Genomic DNA, 15,111 nt, shown 5'->3' on the forward strand with positions numbered 1-15,111 from the left:
GCGTCGTGACGGGAGTGGTGGGCGTGGAGATCAAGAAGGTGGTGGTCCGCGAGGACCCGAAGAGCACCACGCGCCGGCCGGCGATCCTGGAGAAGCGGCCGACCCGCTGAGCATGCGCGTCCACCTCGTCACCATGCCGTGGCATCCCCTCGACCTGCCCTCGCTGCAACTGGGCCTGCTCAACCGGATCGTGCGGCGGACGCGTCCCGGTGATGAGGTGACCGAGTTCCACGGTGCGCTGCGCTGGGCGGAGTTCCTGCTGGAGCGGACCGGCGGCCGACTGCTGCCGGGCGACTGCGTGGAGGTCGGCAGCGACGGGATCTTCCACGGCCTCGGCGACTGGGTCTTCGCCGGAGTCCTCCACGACGACCCCGGCTGGGGCCTGGCCCGGCTGCGGGACTACGCGGCCGGCCGGGACGTCCGCATCGATACGGCCCTCGCCATGCGCCCGCACGCGGCCCCCTTCGTCGACGCCTGCGCCACCGAGGTGCTGGCGGCCGAGCCGGACGTGGTCGGGTTCACCAGCACGTTCATGCAGAACGTGCCCTCTCTCGCCCTGGCCCGCGAGCTCAAGCGCCGGCGCCCGGAGCTGACGGTCGTCCTCGGCGGCAGCAACTGCGACGGCCCCATGGGCCACGCCCTGCACCGCAACCACCGCTTCGTCGACCACGTGGTCCGCGGCGAGGCCGAGCACGCCTTCCCGGCCCTGCTGCGGCACCTGGCCGAGGGCACCGCCCCGGCGGACGTGCCCGGCCTGTGCTGGTGGGACGGCGCCACGGCGCGGGCCAACACGGAGACCCGGCGGACCGTGGCACCCGCCGACATCCCCTCGCCGGACTACGACCAGTGGCAGGCCGCGCTGGACGCCTCCCCGGTCCGGGAGCACATCCACCCCAAGCTGGTCGTGGAGGGGGCCCGGGGCTGCTGGTGGGGCGAGAAGCACCACTGCACCTTCTGCGGGCTGAACGGCACCGCCATGGAGTTCCGGGCCAAGCCGGGGGAGCGGCTGTGGGCCGAGATCGACCGGCTGGTGCGCCGCCACCGCCTCCTCGACGTGGTCACCGTCGACAACATCATCGACATGGCCTACTTCCGCGACTTCCTGCCCCGCGTCGTCGGCAGCGGCTGGGACCTGCGGCTGCACTACGAGGTCAAGTCCAACCTCACGCCCGAACAGCTCCGGCTCCTCGCCGCGTCCGGCACGGTGCACATCCAGCCCGGCATCGAGAGCCTGGGCAGCCGGGTCCTGGACCTCATGGACAAGGGTGTCACCGGCGCCCGTAACGTCCGCACCCTGCGCGAGTGCGAGAACCACGCGCTGACCTGTTCCTGGAACCTGCTGTACGGCTTTCCCGGCGAGAGCGCCGAGGACTACACGCCCGTCGTCGACCAGCTCCCGAACCTGGTCCACCTCCAGCCGCCCAGCGGCGCCCACCGCATCCAGCTGGAGCGGTTCAGCCCCCACTTCACCGATCCGCGGCTCGGCTTCGGCAAGCGCCGCCCGGCCGAGATGTACCAGCACGTCTACGACCTGCCCGAGGAGGAACTCACCGACCTGGTCTACCTGTTCGACACCGAGGACGCGGGCATCAGCGGCCCGGTCGAACGGCGGCTGCGGGAGGCCGTGGCCGCCTGGCGGGCCGGGCACGCACACTCCCGGCTGCTGTTCGAGGAGGACGGCGCGGTGCTGCTGGTGCACGACCGGCGGCACGGCCGGCCGCCCGCCACCCACCGTGTCACGGGCTGGCGCGCCGCGGCCCTGCGCCGCCTGGAGGACGGCCGGACCGTTCCCGCGCTGCACCGGCTGCTGGCCGCCGACGGCCACGAGGTGCCGTCCGGCGCGCTGGCGGACTGGGTCGACGAGGCCCTGCGGCTCGGCCTGTTGTTCCGGGACGGCGCCACCTGCGTGTCCCTGCCGACCTGGGGCGAACCCGTACGGCTGCCCGAGGGGGCCGGATGAGCGGGCTGCCCGGCACCGTGCCGCACCGGCTCACCGGGTGCCGGGTGGAGACGGCCGGGCTCCTGGACCTGAGCGGAAGCGGGCGGGGGACGGCGGAGGCGGTGCGGTTCCTGCGCGAGTGCCAGAGCCTCGGCCTGCGCGTGGACTGGCGGGCGACGGGCACCCCGTCGTACGACCCCGCCCTGCTGCACCACCTGCCACCGCCCGCCCAGCTCCCCCCGCCCACCGCACGCCCCTCTCTCGCGCGCGACCAGGCGGGCTGGCGGGAGGCCTACGGCCACGGCGTCCTCTACCACCGGCGCGGCCCGGACTTCGTCACCGTCCTGGACCGCCGGGAGCGGGGCACGGCCGTGCGGCTCACCCTGGACCACCCCGCTCTCGTCGGCACGTTCCTCCGCCTCCTGGAGCCGACGCCCGTCGACGCCCTGGATCCCGACGGACGCGAGGCGCTCGGCCTGCTCGTCGCCGAACGGCTGGTCCTGGCCGCCGGCGGGTGGGCGGTGAGCCTGCCGCCGCGGATCCGGCGGTGGCCGGTCCCGTGCACCGCGATCTGAGCCCGCCCCACGGACGGCTCGTGGCCGACGTGCGGAAGAACGGGGACGCGGATCCGGCCGCGCAGGGGGTGAACCCCGCCCTTCGTGGTCAGGATGGAGGCATGGGATTCCACGTCGACTCCGAGGCCGGGCGGCTGCGCCGCGTCATCCTGCACCGGCCGGATCTGGAGCTCAAAAGGCTCACCCCCAGCAACAAGGACGCCCTGCTCTTCGACGACGTGCTCTGGGTGCGCCGGGCGCGCGCCGAGCACGACGGGTTCGCCGACGTCCTGCGCGACCGCGGGGTCGAAGTCCACCTCTTCGGGGACCTGCTCGCCGAGACCCTGGCGCTCCCCGAGGCCCGCACGCTCGTCCTGGACCGCGTCTTCGACGAGAAGGAGTACGGCCCGCTCGCCACCGACCACCTGCGCGCCGCCTTCGACGGGATGGCCCCGCCCGAGCTGGCCGAGGCGCTGGTCGGCGGCATGACCAAGCGGGAGTTCCTGGACTCGCACGCGGAACCGGCCTCGGTCCGCTTCCACGTCATGGACCTGGACGACTTCCTGCTGCGCCCGCTGCCGAACCACCTGTTCACCCGCGACACCTCCGCCTGGATCTACGACGGCGTCTCCATCAACGCCATGCGCTGGCCCGCCCGGCAGCGCGAGACGGTGCACTTCGAGGCGATCTACCGGCACCACCCGCTGTTCCGTGGCGAAACGTTCCACGTCTGGTCCCGGGGGCAGGCCGACTACCCCTCCACCATCGAGGGCGGGGACGTCCTGGTGCTCGGGGGCGGCGTCGTCCTGATCGGTATGAGCGAGCGCACCACCCCGCAGGCCGTCGAGATGCTCGCGCACAAGCTGTTCGAGGCCGGCTCGGCGCGCACGATCGTCGCCCTCGACCTGCCCAAGCGGCGCGCCTTCATGCATCTGGACACGGTGATGACCATGGTCGACGGCGACACCTTCACCCAGTACGCCGGCCTCGGCATGCTCCGCTCGTACACCATCGAACCGGGTGTCGGTGAGCGGGAGCTGAAGGTCACCGACCATCCGCCGGAGCACATGCACCGCGCGATCGCCGCCGCACTCGGCCTCGGCGAGATCCGGGTGCTGACCGCCACCCAGGACGTGCACGCCGCCGAACGCGAGCAGTGGGACGACGGCTGCAACGTCCTCGCCGTGGAACCCGGTGTCGTCGTCGCCTACGAGCGGAACGTGACCACCAACACGCATCTGCGCAAGTGCGGCATCGAGGTGATCGAGATCCCGGGCAGCGAGCTGGGCAGGGGGCGGGGCGGGCCGCGGTGCATGAGCTGTCCCGTGGAACGAGACGCCGTATAGAAATGTGGAAGGTCGTATAGACTTTCAGGGTCATCCGTAGTCGTACGTCTGGAGCGCCCCCCATGGCGACAGTGCCGACGGCCCTCGCCGGCCGCCACTTCCTCAAGGAGCTGGACTTCACCGAGGAGGAGTTCCGCGGCCTGGTCGAGCTGGCCGCCGAGCTGAAGGCCGCCAAGAAGGCCGGGGCCGAGACCCGGTACCTGCGGGGCAGGAACATCGCGCTGATCTTCGAGAAGACCTCGACGCGCACCCGCTGCGCGTTCGAGGTCGCCGCCGCCGACCAGGGCGCCCACACCACCTACCTCGACCCCTCCGGCTCGCAGATCGGGCACAAGGAGTCCGTGCGGGACACCGCCCGGGTCCTCGGCCGGATGTACGACGCCATCGAGTACCGGGGCGACAGCCAGGCCAAGGTCGAGGAGCTGGCCGCGCACGCCGGCGTGCCCGTCTACAACGGCCTCACCGACGACTGGCACCCCACCCAGATGCTCGCCGACGTGCTCACCATGACCGAGCACAGCGCCAAGCCGCTGCGGAAGATCACCTTCGCCTACCTCGGTGACGCCCGCTTCAACATGGGTAACTCCTACCTGGTCACCGGCGCCCTGCTCGGCATGGATGTCCGGATAGTCGCCCCCAAGCCCTACTGGCCCGCCCAGGAGATCATCGACCACGCCCATGACCTGGCCGCGTCCAGCGGTGCCCGCATCACCCTCACCGAGGAGGTCGCCGAGGGCGTCGCGGGCGCCGACTTCGTGGCCACCGACGTCTGGGTCTCCATGGGAGAGCCCAAAGAGGTGTGGAGCGAGCGGATCAAGGCCCTCGCCCCCTACGCCGTCACCATGGACGTCCTGCGCGCCACCGGCAACCCCGACGTCAGATTCCTGCACTGCCTGCCGGCCTTCCACGACCTCGGCACCGAGGTCGGCCGGGAGATTCACGACCGCCACGGCCTGACCGCCCTGGAGGTGACCGACGAGGTGTTCGAATCCGCGCACTCGGTCGTCTTCGACGAGGCCGAGAACCGCCTGCACACGATCAAGGCGGTGCTGGTGGCGACACTCGCCTGACCCGCCTTATCCTGACCGGCGGCCCGGAGCCACCCCTTCCTGGGCCGCCGCCGCGCCCGTACGACGGGCGCCCGCACCACCAGAAACGAGCACCACCCGCATGCCCGCTCCCCGCATCAAGTCCCCGCACGTGCTCGTCGCCGAATCCGGCGCCGACCGCGAGGGGCACGGCCTGAAGCGCACCATGGGCCTCTTCCAGCTCATCTGCTTCGGCGTCGGCGCCATCGTCGGCACCGGCATCTTCGTCGGCCTCTCCGACTCCGTCGCCCAGGCCGGCCCGGCCGTCGTCGTCTCCTTCATCCTCGCCGCGCTGACCTGCGTCTTCACCGCCTTCTCCTTCGCGGAGCTGGGCGGCGCCATCCCGGTCTCCGGTTCCTCGTACTCCTTCGCCTACGCCGGCCTGGGCGAGTCCACCGCGTTCCTGGTCGGCTGGTGCCTGCTGCTGGAGTACGGCATCTCCATCTCGGCCGTCGCGGTCGGCTGGAGCCAGTACGTCAACGAGCTGCTGCACAGCCTCACCGGCTGGCAGCTCCCGGCCGCACTGTCGGCGGGGCCGGGCGACGGCGGGGCCGTGAACCTCCCCGCCGTGATCGTCATCGGCATGGCCTCCGTACTGCTCGTGCGCGGGGTGCGCGAGAGCGCCCGGGCCACCGCCGCCATGGCCGCCGTCAAGCTCGCCATCCTGCTCGCCTTCTGCGCCATCGGCTACAGCGCCTTCAAGGACGGCAACCTCACCCCGTTCTCCCCGGCCGGCCTCGGCGGGATCGGCGCGGGCACCACCGCCGCGTTCTTCTCCTACATCGGCTTCGACGCGATCACCACCGCCGGCGAGGAGGCGAAGAACCCGCGCCGTGACGTGCCCGTCGCGATCCTCGTCTGCATGGGCCTGGTCACCCTGCTCTACTGCGCCGTCGCGGTCGCCGCCATCGGCGCCATCGGCGGCGACCAGGTCGCCGGCCGGCCCGCGGCCCTCTCCTACGTCGTCAACGAGGTCACCGGCTCCGCCGTCGGCGGCGGTGTCATCGCCTTCGGCGCGGTCGTCGCCATCGCCTCGGTCGTCCTCGCCGTGATGTACGGCCAGACCCGCATCCTGATGTCGATGTCCCGGGACGGCCTCGTCCCGGGCGTCTTCGAGAAGGTGTCCCCGAGGACGTCCACGCCCGTCGCCGGCACGCTGATCGTCGCCGTCGTCTTCGCGGTCCCGGCGGCCTTCGCCTCCCTCGACGCCGTGATGAACCTGTGCACCATCGGCACGCTCGCCATCATGGCCGTCGTCAACGTCTGCGTGATCGCCCTGCGCCGCCGCGAACCGGGCCTCGCCCGCAGCTTCCGCGTGCCCCTCTACCCCGTGGCACCGCTGCTCGGCGTCGCCTTCTGCCTGTACCTGATGTACGAGACCGGCTGGCGGACCTGGATCCAGTTCGCCGTGTTCCTCGCGGCCGGCCTGCTGGTCTACGGCGCCTACGGACGCCGGCACTCCACGCTGGCCGCCGCCGGGCCGGACCCGGTCACGCCGGACGCCGCTGAGCGGGAACCACAGGCAGTCTGAACCACACCGCCTTGCCCGACGGGGTGGGGCGGTGTCCGCACGAGGAACTCAGGGCGCGGATCAGCAGCAGCCCGCGCCCGCCCTCGTCCCAGACGTCGGGCGTCTCGATCACCGGCCGGGTCAGATGGCCGGGGGGCGCCGGGTCCGGATCGTGCACCTCGACCTGGCAGCCGGTCGGCGCCAGCTCCACCACCAGCTCTATCGGACCGCGCCCGGCGGTGTGCTCCACGGCGTTGGCGACCAGCTCGGCCGTGAGCAGCTCCGCCGTGTCGCAGTCGGTCGCGTGCTCCACTTCGGTCAGCGCCGTGCGCACCAGGGCACGGGCCACCGGCACCGCCGCCGTGGTGTGCGGCAGCGCGATGCGCCAGGAGGCCGGTCGGGCGGAGCGTTCGTGCAAGGCGAGTCCGTTCTGGGAGCAGGCTGTCCTGCTTGCGACTGTAGGAAATGGTACGGGCCCGGTCCCGCGGGCCGTCGCCGGGCGTCGTCCGGAGCCCCGGCCCGGGCGGACGGCACCAGCTTGTCGCGCCCCCGTGACGACGGTCACAAAGAGGTGATAACTTCGTCAGGGAGAGCAACGTACGGCACCACCCCCTCCAGGAGGCCGCACGTCATGAGTCCCTTCACCGGCTCCGCCGCCCGCACCGCCGACTGGGAACACCTGCGCGTCCGGTTCGACGACGGGGTCGCCACCGTCACCCTCGCCCGTCCCGAGAAGCTCAACGCCCTCACCTTCGGCGGCTACGCCGACCTGCGTGACCTGCTCGCCGAGCTGTCCCGGGAACGCTCGGTGCGCGCCCTCGTCCTGGCCGGCGAGGGACGCGGCTTCTGCTCCGGCGGCGACGTGGACGAGATCATCGGCGCCACGCTGTCCCTGGACACGGCCCAGCTGCTCGACTTCAACCGGATGACCGGCCAGGTGGTGCGGGCGATCCGTGAATGCCCGTTCCCGGTGGTCGCGGCGGTCCACGGCGTCGCCGCCGGCGCCGGCGCCGTCCTCGCCCTCGCGGCCGACTTCCGGATCGCCGACCCCTCGGCCCGCTTCGCCTTCCTCTTCACCCGGGTCGGCCTGTCCGGCGGTGACATGGGCGCGGCCTATCTGCTGCCCCGGGTCGTCGGCCTGGGCCACGCCACCCGCCTCCTCATGCTCGGTGACCCGGTACGGGCCCCCGAGGCCGAGCGCATCGGCCTGATCAGCGAACTGACGGAGGAGGGCCATGCGGACGAGGCCGCCCAGGCCCTCGCCCGCCGCCTGGCCGACGGCCCGGCCCTGGCACACGCCCAGACCAAGGCCCTGCTGACGGCCGAGCTGGACATGCCGCTGGCCGCGTCGGTGGAACTGGACGCCTCCACGCAGGCCCTCCTCATGAACGGCGCGGACTACGCCGAGTTCCACGCCGCGTTCACGGAGAGGCGCCCGCCGAAATGGCAGGGCAGGTGAGCTCGTGATGCCGACCCCCGGCGCGCCGGCCCCAGGGGCGCGGGAGACCGCGCGTCCGGTCACGCGCGGCCCGCGGCCACCGACGACGGGCGACCGCCCCGCGCGCATAGCCGTCGTCGGCGGCGGCCCCGGCGGCCTCTACGCCGCGGCCCTGCTGAAACGCCGCGACCCCGCACGGCACGTCACCGTCTGGGAACGCAACGCCCCGGACGACACCTTCGGCTTCGGCGTCGTCCTGTCGGACGAGACCCTGGGCGGCATGGAACACGCGGACCCCGTCGTCCACGAGGCCCTCAGCCGGGACTTCACCCGCTGGGACGACATCGACGTCGTGCACCGGGGCGTGCGGCACCGCTCGGGCGGACACGGATTCGCGGCCCTGGGACGGCGCCGGCTCCTGGAGATCCTGCACGCCCGCTGCCACTCACTCGGCGTGGAGATCAACTTCCGTACCGAGGCCCCGCACCCGGACGTCCTGTCCGCCGGACACGACCTCGTCATCGCCGCCGACGGGGTCCACAGCACCGTCCGCACGGCCTACGCCCACGTGTTCCGCCCCCAGGTGGCCGAACACCACTGCCGCTACCTGTGGCTCGCCGCCGACCTCCCCTTCGACGCCTTCCGCTTCGAGATCGCCGAGACCGAGCACGGCGTCATGCAACTGCACGGCTACCCCTACGCGGCGGACGCCTCCACCGTCATCGTCGAGATGCGCGAGGAGGTCTGGCGGGCGGCGGGATTCGACGACGTCACCCCCCAGGAATCCGTCGAACGCTGCGCCAAGATCTTCGCAGACGCACTCGGCGGCCGGCCCCTGCGCTCCCACCGGCCGGCCTGGACCACCTTCCGCACGGTGGTCAACGAGCACTGGTCGCACGGCAACGTCGTCCTCCTCGGCGACGCCGCCCACACCGCCCACTTCTCCATCGGCTCCGGCACCAAACTCGCCGTGGAGGACGCCGTGGCCCTGGTGGCCTGCCTGGAGGAACAGCCGGACGTCCCCAGGGCGCTGGCGGCCTACGAGGAGGAGCGCAAGCCCGTCGTCGCCTCCACCCAGCGGGCCGCCCGGGCCAGCCTGGAGTGGTTCGAGAACCTGCGGCTGTACCTGCGCCAGCCGCCCCGCCAGTTCGCCTTCAACCTCCTCACCCGCAGCCGCCGCGTCACCCACGACAACCTCCGCCTGCGCGACGCCCGCTTCACCGAGACCGTCGAGCGCGAGTTCGGCTGCCCGCCCGGCACACCCCCGATGTTCACCCCGTTCCGGCTGCGCGGCCTGACCCTGCGCAACCGGGTCGTCGTGTCACCGATGGACATGTACTCCGCCACCGACGGCGTCCCCGGCGACTTCCACCTCGTCCACCTGGGCGCCCGCGCCCTCGGCGGGGCCGGCCTGGTGATGACCGAGATGACGTGCGTCAGCGAGGAGGGCCGCATCACCCCCGGCTGCGCCGGCCTCTTCACCGGCCGGCAGGCCGAGGCCTGGCGGCGCGTCACCGACTTCGTGCACACCCGGGCACCGGGCACCGCGATCGGCGTGCAGCTCGGGCACTCCGGCCGCAAGGGTTCCACGAAGCGGATGTGGGAGGGCATGGACGAGCCGCTGCCCGACGGCAACTGGCCACTCGTGGCCGCCTCGCCGCTGCCGTACCGGCCGGGCGGCCAGATCCCGCGCCAGCTCTCGCGCGCCCAGCTGACCGACATACGCGAGCAGTTCGCAGCCGCCGCCTGGCGGGCCGCCCGGGCCGGCTTCGACCTGCTCGAACTGCACTGCGCCCACGGCTATCTGCTCTCCGGCTTCCTCTCCCCGCTCACCAACCGGCGCACCGACGCCTACGGCGGCTCGCTGGAACGGCGGCTGCGGTTCCCGCTGGAGGTCTTCGACGCCGTACGCGCGGTGTGGCCGGCGGAACGGCCCATGACGGTCCGGATCTCGGCCACCGACTGGGCGGAGGGCGGGACGACCGCCGAGGACGCCGTCGAGACCGCCCGGGCCTTCGCCGCGCACGGTGCCGACGCGCTCGACGTCTCCACCGGGCAGGTGGTGGCGCAGGAGCGGCCGGAGTTCGGGCGGTCGTACCAGACGCCGTTCGCCGACCGGATCCGGCACGAGGCGCGCGTCCCGGTGATCGCGGTGGGCGCGATCTCCTCCTGGGACGACGTCAACTCCCTGATCCTGGCCGGACGGGCCGACCTGTGCGCACTGGGCCGCCCGCACCTGTACGACCCGCACTGGACGCTGCACGCGGCGGCCGAGCAGGGATACGAGGGCCCCGGCGCCGGCTGGCCCGCGCCCTACCGCGCGGGCAGCCGGCCCCCGCGCACCGGCCGCACCGACGCCCCCGGGCCCCGCCTGTCGCTCGGCGGCTGAGACCCGCCGCCCCGGCGCCCGACGACGCCTGGGGTCACAGTCCCGCGAACTCCGCCCCCGCGTCCCGCAGCCGTTCGTGCAGGCCCCGGAAGACCTCCGCCGAACGGACACCCGGCCAGTCGGGGGGCAGCAGCCGGGCGGGCAGGCCCGGGTCGACGTAGGGGAGGTGGCGCCAGGAGTCCAGGACGAGGAGGTAGTCCCGGTAGGCCTCCTCGGGCGGGGTGCCGGTACGCCGCTGCCAGGCGTGCAGCACCGGCGCGTGCGTCTCCAGGAACCGCTCGTGCTCCTTGGCGATCGCGGCCAGGTCCCACCAGCGGGCCACCGCCTCGCCCGTCGGCGCGAAGCCCAGGTGCTCGCCGCGGAAGAAGTCCACGTACGGATCCAGACGCAGCCGGCGCAGGGTGTGCTCCGTCTCCTCGTACAGCCGGGCCGGGGCGATCCACACCCCCGGGGCCGCCGTGCCGAACCCCAGCCGGGCGAGCCGGGAGCGCAGCACGTGCCGCTTCTGCCGCTCCGACTCGGGCACCGAGAACACCGCGAGCACCCAGCCGTCGTCCCCGAAGGGCGCGGTGGCGTAGATGCGCCGGTCGCCGTCGTGCAGCAACTGGCGCGCCTCGGCGGAGAGTTCGTAACCGGCGGCGCCGGACCCGGTGCGGGCCGGCACCAGCAGGCCGCGCCGCTTGAGCCGGGACACCGAGGAACGCACGGAGGGCGCGTCCACCCCCACCGCGGCCAGCAGCCGGATCAGCTCGGCGACGGGAACCGGGCCGGGCATGAAGCGGCCGTACGCGCCGTAGAGCGTGACGATGAGGGACCGGGGGGCGTGTTGCTCGGACACGTTGATCATTTTAGGTCGTCGGCATCGCCGCTGGTCACGTGGGTGCGCAGCCGGAACCGCTGCACCTTGCCGGTGGCCGTGCGGGGGAGTGCGTCGAGGAAGACGAACTCGCGCGGGCATTTGTAGGGCGCCAGTTCGGAGCGGAGGAAGGCGCGCAGCGCCTCCGGGTCGCGCCGGGCCCCCGCGCGCAGCACGGTGTAGGCCACCACCACCTGGCCGCGGGCCTCGTCGGGACGGCCGACGACCGCCGTCTCGGCCACGTCCGGATGGCGCAGCAGCGCGTCCTCCACCTCCGGGCCCGCGATGTTGTACCCGGCGGAGATGATCATGTCGTCGGCGCGGGCCATATGGCGGAAGTACCCGTCGGCCTCACGGACACACGTGTCCCCGGTGATGTTCCAGCCGTCCCGGACGTACTCCCGCTGCCGCGGATCGGCGAGATAACGGCAGCCGACCGGGCCGCGTACCGCCAGCAGACCGGGCTCGCCGTCGGGCACGGGCCTTCCTTCGGCGTCCTGGACACGCGCCTGCCAGCCCGGGACCGGGATGCCCAGGGTGCCCGGCCTGGTCCGCTCGTCGGCGGCGGAGAGGAAGATGTGCAGCAGCTCGGTGGCGCCGATGCCGTTGATGAGGCGCAGGCCCGTGCGTTCGCGCCAGGCCTGCCAGGTCGCCGCGGGCAGGTTCTCGCCGGCCGACACACAGCGCCGCAGCGACGACAGGTCGTACCGGTGCGGGTCGTCCAGCATGGCGCGGTAGGCGGTCGGCGCGGTGAACAGGATTGAGACCCGGTGCTCGGCGATCGCGGGAAGCAGCTGCCGGGGGCCCGCCCGCTCCAGCAGGAGCGTGCTGGCACCGGCGCGCAGGGGGAAGACCACCAGTCCGCCGAGACCGAACGTGAAGCCGAGCGGGGGGCTGCCGGCGAAGATGTCGTCCACATGGGGGCGCAACACATGCTTGGAGAACGTGTCGGCTGTTGCCAGCACATCCCGGTGGAAGTGCATGCACCCTTTCGGGCGGCCCGTCGTGCCGGAGGTGAACGCGATCAGCGCGACGTCGTCGGCGGCGGTGTCCACCGCCGGGTACGGCGCGGCGGGCGCCGGGCGGCGCAGCAGGTCGTCGGGGGAGTCGCCGCCGTACGTCGTGACGCGCAGCCCGGGTATCCGGGCCCGCGCCAGGTCGTCCACCGCCCGTATGTCGCACAGCGCGTGTCCCACCCGGGCGATCCCGCACAGGGTCGCCAGCTCCTGCGGGCGCTGCTGGGCCAGCACGGTGACCGCGACCGCGCCCGCCTTCAGCACGGCCAGCCAGCAGGCGGCGAGCCACGGGGTGGTGGGACCGCGCAGCAGGACCCGGTTGCCCGGGACCACGCCCAGGCCGGTGGTCAGGACGTGCGCGACGCGGTCGACGCGTGCCCGCAGCTCGCCGTACGTCCAGGTGGCACCGGCCGGGGTGCGGAACACCGGCCGGTCCGGATCGGCGTGGTCCACCAGCTCCGCGGCACAGTTCAGCCGGCCGGGGTAACGCAGCTCCGGCAGGTCGAACCGCAGCTCGGGCCAGGCGTGCGGCGGCGGGAGATGGTCGCGCGTGAACGTGTCGACGTGGGCCGAGCGATGTATGGCGGTCCGCCCCCTTGCCGTGACAGACGTCCGGACGGTTCCTGGTGGGCTCGCAACTGGAGCGTATCGTGTTGGTGACGGCAGTCAACTGTGCGCGATAACCTCGTCGGAGGGCGGAAGGCCGTCCCGGAGGTGACGGCGCGTCAGCGGGGCACGCCCCCCGGGTGGCGAGCGTCATGGCGTCGCGGGGAGGGCCCGTGGTCCTTCCCCGGAGGGAGGACGGCAGTGTCCGCATTCTCGCTCGGGCCGGAACAGACGGCCTGGTGCGCCGAGCTGCGCGCACTGGCCGCCGGCCGGCTGCGCCCGCTCGCCGACCGGGGCGAACCCGGCCGTGTCAACCGGCCGCTCCTCGCCGAACTGGGCCGGCTCGGCCTGCTCGCCCGGCTGTTCGGCTCCGGCGCCCTCGACCTGTGCCTGATGCGCGAGTCCCTCGCCCAGGCCTGCACCGAGGCCGAGACCGCCCTCGCCCTCCAGGGCCTGGGCGCCCACCCGGTGCACGCGCACGGCACGCCGGCCCAGCGAGGTCACTGGCTGCCCCGGGTCGCCGACGGCAGCGCCGTCGCCGCGTTCGCGCTGAGCGAGCCCGGGGCCGGTTCGGACGCGGCGGCGCTGGCCCTCGCGGCCGAGCCCGACGGCGGCGGCTGGCGGCTCACCGGCGCCAAGTGCTGGATCTCCAACGCCCCCGAGGCCGATTTCTACACCGTCTTCGCCCGCACCACCCCCGCCGCCGGCGCCCGGGGCGTCACCGCCTTCCTGGTCCCCGCCGGGCGGCCGGGACTCACCGGCAGCCCCCTGGAGATGATCTCCCCGCACCCCATCGGCGCCCTCGACTTCGACGCCGTGCCCGTCACCGCCGACGACGTGCTGGGCGAGCCCGAGCGCGGTTTCGCCGTCGCCATGGGCACCCTCAACCTCTTCCGCCCCAGCGTCGGCGCCTTCGCGGTCGGCATGGCCCAGGCCGCCCTGGACGCCACCCTCGCCCACACCAGCCGGCGCGAGGCGTTCCAGGGCCGGCTGATGGACCTTCAGGCGGTGTCCCACCAGGTCGCCGAGATGGCCCTGCGCACGGAGGCGGCCCGGCTGATGGTGTACGCGGCGGCCTCGGCGTACGACGCGGGGGCCGCCGACGTCCCCCGGCGCGCCGCGATGGCCAAGCTGCTCGCCACCGAGACCGCGCAGTACGTCGTCGACACCGCGGTCCAGCTGCACGGCGCCCGCGCCCTGCGCCGCGGCCACCTCCTCGAACACCTCTACCGCGAGGTGCGCGCGCCCCGTATCTACGAGGGCGCCAGCGAGGTGCAGCGAGGCATCATCGCCAAGGAGCTGTACGCCACGGCACCCGAGGAGGCCCGGTGACGACCGAGCGCGTCAACCCGCCCGAGCTGTCCCCGCCCACGGGGTTCTCGCACGCCGTCGTCGCGACCGGTTCCCGCGTGGTGTTCCTCGCGGGCCAGACCGCACTCGACGCCGGCGGCAAGGTCACCGGCGACAGCCTTCCCGAGCAGTTCGAAACGGCGCTCGGCAACCTCCTCACGGCCCTGCGCGCGGCCGGCGGCACCCCCGCCGACCTGGCCCGGGTCACCGTCTACGCCACGGACGTCGCCGCGTACCGCACGCACGCCCGGCAACTGGGCGACGTCTGGCGCCGGCTGGCGGGCCGTGACTATCCCGCGATGGCCGTCGTGGAGGTCGTACGGCTGTGGGACGAGCGGGCGCTGGTCGAGCTGGACGGGTTCGCCGTACTGCCGTAGGGCGACCGGCCCGCACCGGCCGTACCCCCGCCCGACCGGCCCCGGACGGTTCCATGACGCGCCACCGATGGGGTGACGGTCACGCCCGCCCGCCCGGCCGCCCGGTACCAGTGGACCCGTCGAATCCGCCGATACCGGGAGGTATCCCATGTTCCTGCGCCCCGCCCTCGTCACGGCCCTCAGTGCCGCGGCCCTGCTGTGCGTCACCGCCGGCCCGGCCGGCGCCGCCCCCTCCAAGGCCGTCACCGACCCCTCCGAGACCGTCACCGTCGACACCGTCGGCCGGCTCGCGTCCGACGGCTCGGTGACGCTCTCGGGCACCTACCGCTGCGCCGGCGGCACCGGCCCGGTCTTCGTCAGCTCCTCGGTCAGCCAGGGCGACTCCCTGGTCGAGCACGCCATCGGCGGCGACCTGGCCCGGTGCGACGGTGCCGAACACCGCTGGGAGAACTCCGGGCCGGTCTCCTCGGAGGTGCTGAAAGCCGGGGCGGCGCACGTCGAGGCCACCCTCACGGAGCTGCGCCCCTCGGGCCTCCTGCTGCTGCCGGCGTTCCACGCGGTGAGCGGCCAGGACGTCACGCTCGTCCAGGAGTGACATCGGGCGCCCCCGCCCGCCGTCCCCCGATCGGCGGCTACGCCTGA

The 15,111-nt window shown here is 73.5% G+C and carries 13 protein-coding genes; 10 read left to right on the forward strand and 3 right to left on the reverse strand.

Translation table 11 applies throughout. The features are described 5' to 3' along the window. Nucleotides 1-112 precede the first annotated feature (112 nt). The 5 genes from ACF1BE_RS09535 (at nucleotide 113) to ACF1BE_RS09555 (ending at nucleotide 6,458) form a co-directional block, all read left to right on the forward strand. A complete protein-coding gene (locus ACF1BE_RS09535) occupies nucleotides 113-1,960 on the forward strand; it encodes a RiPP maturation radical SAM C-methyltransferase (RefSeq protein WP_392198408.1) in 1,848 nt (615 codons plus the stop codon). Continuing rightward, a complete protein-coding gene (locus ACF1BE_RS09540) occupies nucleotides 1,957-2,514 on the forward strand; it encodes a DUF5825 family protein (RefSeq protein WP_392198409.1) in 558 nt (185 codons plus the stop codon). Before ACF1BE_RS09535 ends, ACF1BE_RS09540 begins: the two co-directional genes overlap by 4 nt. A 101-nt stretch (nucleotides 2,515-2,615) precedes the next feature. Then, nucleotides 2,616-3,839 (forward strand): arginine deiminase, encoded by a 1,224-nt coding sequence (locus tag ACF1BE_RS09545; RefSeq protein ID WP_392198410.1) that lies wholly within the window; start codon nucleotides 2,616-2,618, stop codon nucleotides 3,837-3,839. Between the two features lie 62 nt (nucleotides 3,840-3,901). Next, nucleotides 3,902-4,909, forward strand: a complete 1,008-nt coding sequence (argF, locus tag ACF1BE_RS09550; RefSeq protein ID WP_392198411.1) for an ornithine carbamoyltransferase — start codon at nucleotides 3,902-3,904, stop codon at nucleotides 4,907-4,909. Between the two features lie 100 nt (nucleotides 4,910-5,009). Further along, complete coding sequence (locus ACF1BE_RS09555) at nucleotides 5,010-6,458, forward strand: amino acid permease (RefSeq protein WP_392198412.1); 1,449 nt, start codon at nucleotides 5,010-5,012, stop codon at nucleotides 6,456-6,458. On the opposite strand, the gene ACF1BE_RS09560 is transcribed toward ACF1BE_RS09555, so the two are convergent. Then, a complete protein-coding gene (locus tag ACF1BE_RS09560) occupies nucleotides 6,418-6,855 on the reverse strand; it encodes an ATP-binding protein (RefSeq protein ID WP_392198413.1) in 438 nt (145 codons plus the stop codon). The genes ACF1BE_RS09555 and ACF1BE_RS09560 overlap by 41 nt on opposite strands. 213 nt (nucleotides 6,856-7,068) lie before the next feature. Here ACF1BE_RS09560 and ACF1BE_RS09565 point away from each other — a divergent pair, with 213 nt between their 5' ends. Together ACF1BE_RS09565 and ACF1BE_RS09570 are read left to right on the forward strand one after the other, a co-directional pair. Beyond that, nucleotides 7,069-7,896: an enoyl-CoA hydratase family protein gene (locus ACF1BE_RS09565; protein WP_392198414.1), complete on the forward strand. Its 828-nt coding sequence runs from the start codon at nucleotides 7,069-7,071 to the stop codon at nucleotides 7,894-7,896. A 7-nt stretch (nucleotides 7,897-7,903) separates the two neighbouring features. Further along, on the forward strand, nucleotides 7,904-10,264 hold the full coding sequence (locus ACF1BE_RS09570) for a bifunctional salicylyl-CoA 5-hydroxylase/oxidoreductase (protein ID WP_392198415.1): 2,361 nt from the start codon (nucleotides 7,904-7,906) through the stop codon (nucleotides 10,262-10,264). 34 nt (nucleotides 10,265-10,298) lie between these two features. Here the strand turns inward: ACF1BE_RS09570 and ACF1BE_RS09575 are convergent, their stop codons facing one another. Continuing rightward, nucleotides 10,299-11,111, reverse strand: coding sequence for a PaaX family transcriptional regulator C-terminal domain-containing protein (locus tag ACF1BE_RS09575; RefSeq protein ID WP_392198416.1), 813 nt, complete (start codon nucleotides 11,109-11,111; stop codon nucleotides 10,299-10,301). After that, nucleotides 11,108-12,718, reverse strand: coding sequence for an AMP-binding protein (locus tag ACF1BE_RS09580; protein WP_392198575.1), 1,611 nt, complete (start codon nucleotides 12,716-12,718; stop codon nucleotides 11,108-11,110). Before ACF1BE_RS09580 ends, ACF1BE_RS09575 begins: the two co-directional genes overlap by 4 nt. Nucleotides 12,719-12,943: 225 nt before the next feature. On the opposite strand from ACF1BE_RS09580, the gene ACF1BE_RS09585 reads away from it, so the two are divergent. The 3 genes from ACF1BE_RS09585 to ACF1BE_RS09595 all read left to right on the forward strand — a co-directional run bounded on the left by ACF1BE_RS09585 (nucleotide 12,944) and on the right by ACF1BE_RS09595 (nucleotide 15,064). Next, nucleotides 12,944-14,074: an acyl-CoA dehydrogenase family protein gene (locus ACF1BE_RS09585; RefSeq protein ID WP_392198417.1), complete on the forward strand. Its 1,131-nt coding sequence runs from the start codon at nucleotides 12,944-12,946 to the stop codon at nucleotides 14,072-14,074. Next, on the forward strand, nucleotides 14,071-14,469 hold the full coding sequence (locus ACF1BE_RS09590; RefSeq protein ID WP_392198418.1) for a RidA family protein: 399 nt from the start codon (nucleotides 14,071-14,073) through the stop codon (nucleotides 14,467-14,469). Before ACF1BE_RS09585 ends, ACF1BE_RS09590 begins: the two co-directional genes overlap by 4 nt. Before the next feature lie 148 nt (nucleotides 14,470-14,617). Continuing rightward, complete coding sequence (locus tag ACF1BE_RS09595) at nucleotides 14,618-15,064, forward strand: DUF6299 family protein (RefSeq protein ID WP_392198419.1); 447 nt, start codon at nucleotides 14,618-14,620, stop codon at nucleotides 15,062-15,064. Nucleotides 15,065-15,111: the final 47 nt, after the last annotated feature.

It is taken from the genome of Streptomyces sp. NPDC014991, from assembly GCF_043080665.1.
Taxonomy (GTDB): Bacteria; Actinomycetota; Actinomycetes; order Streptomycetales; family Streptomycetaceae; genus Streptomyces.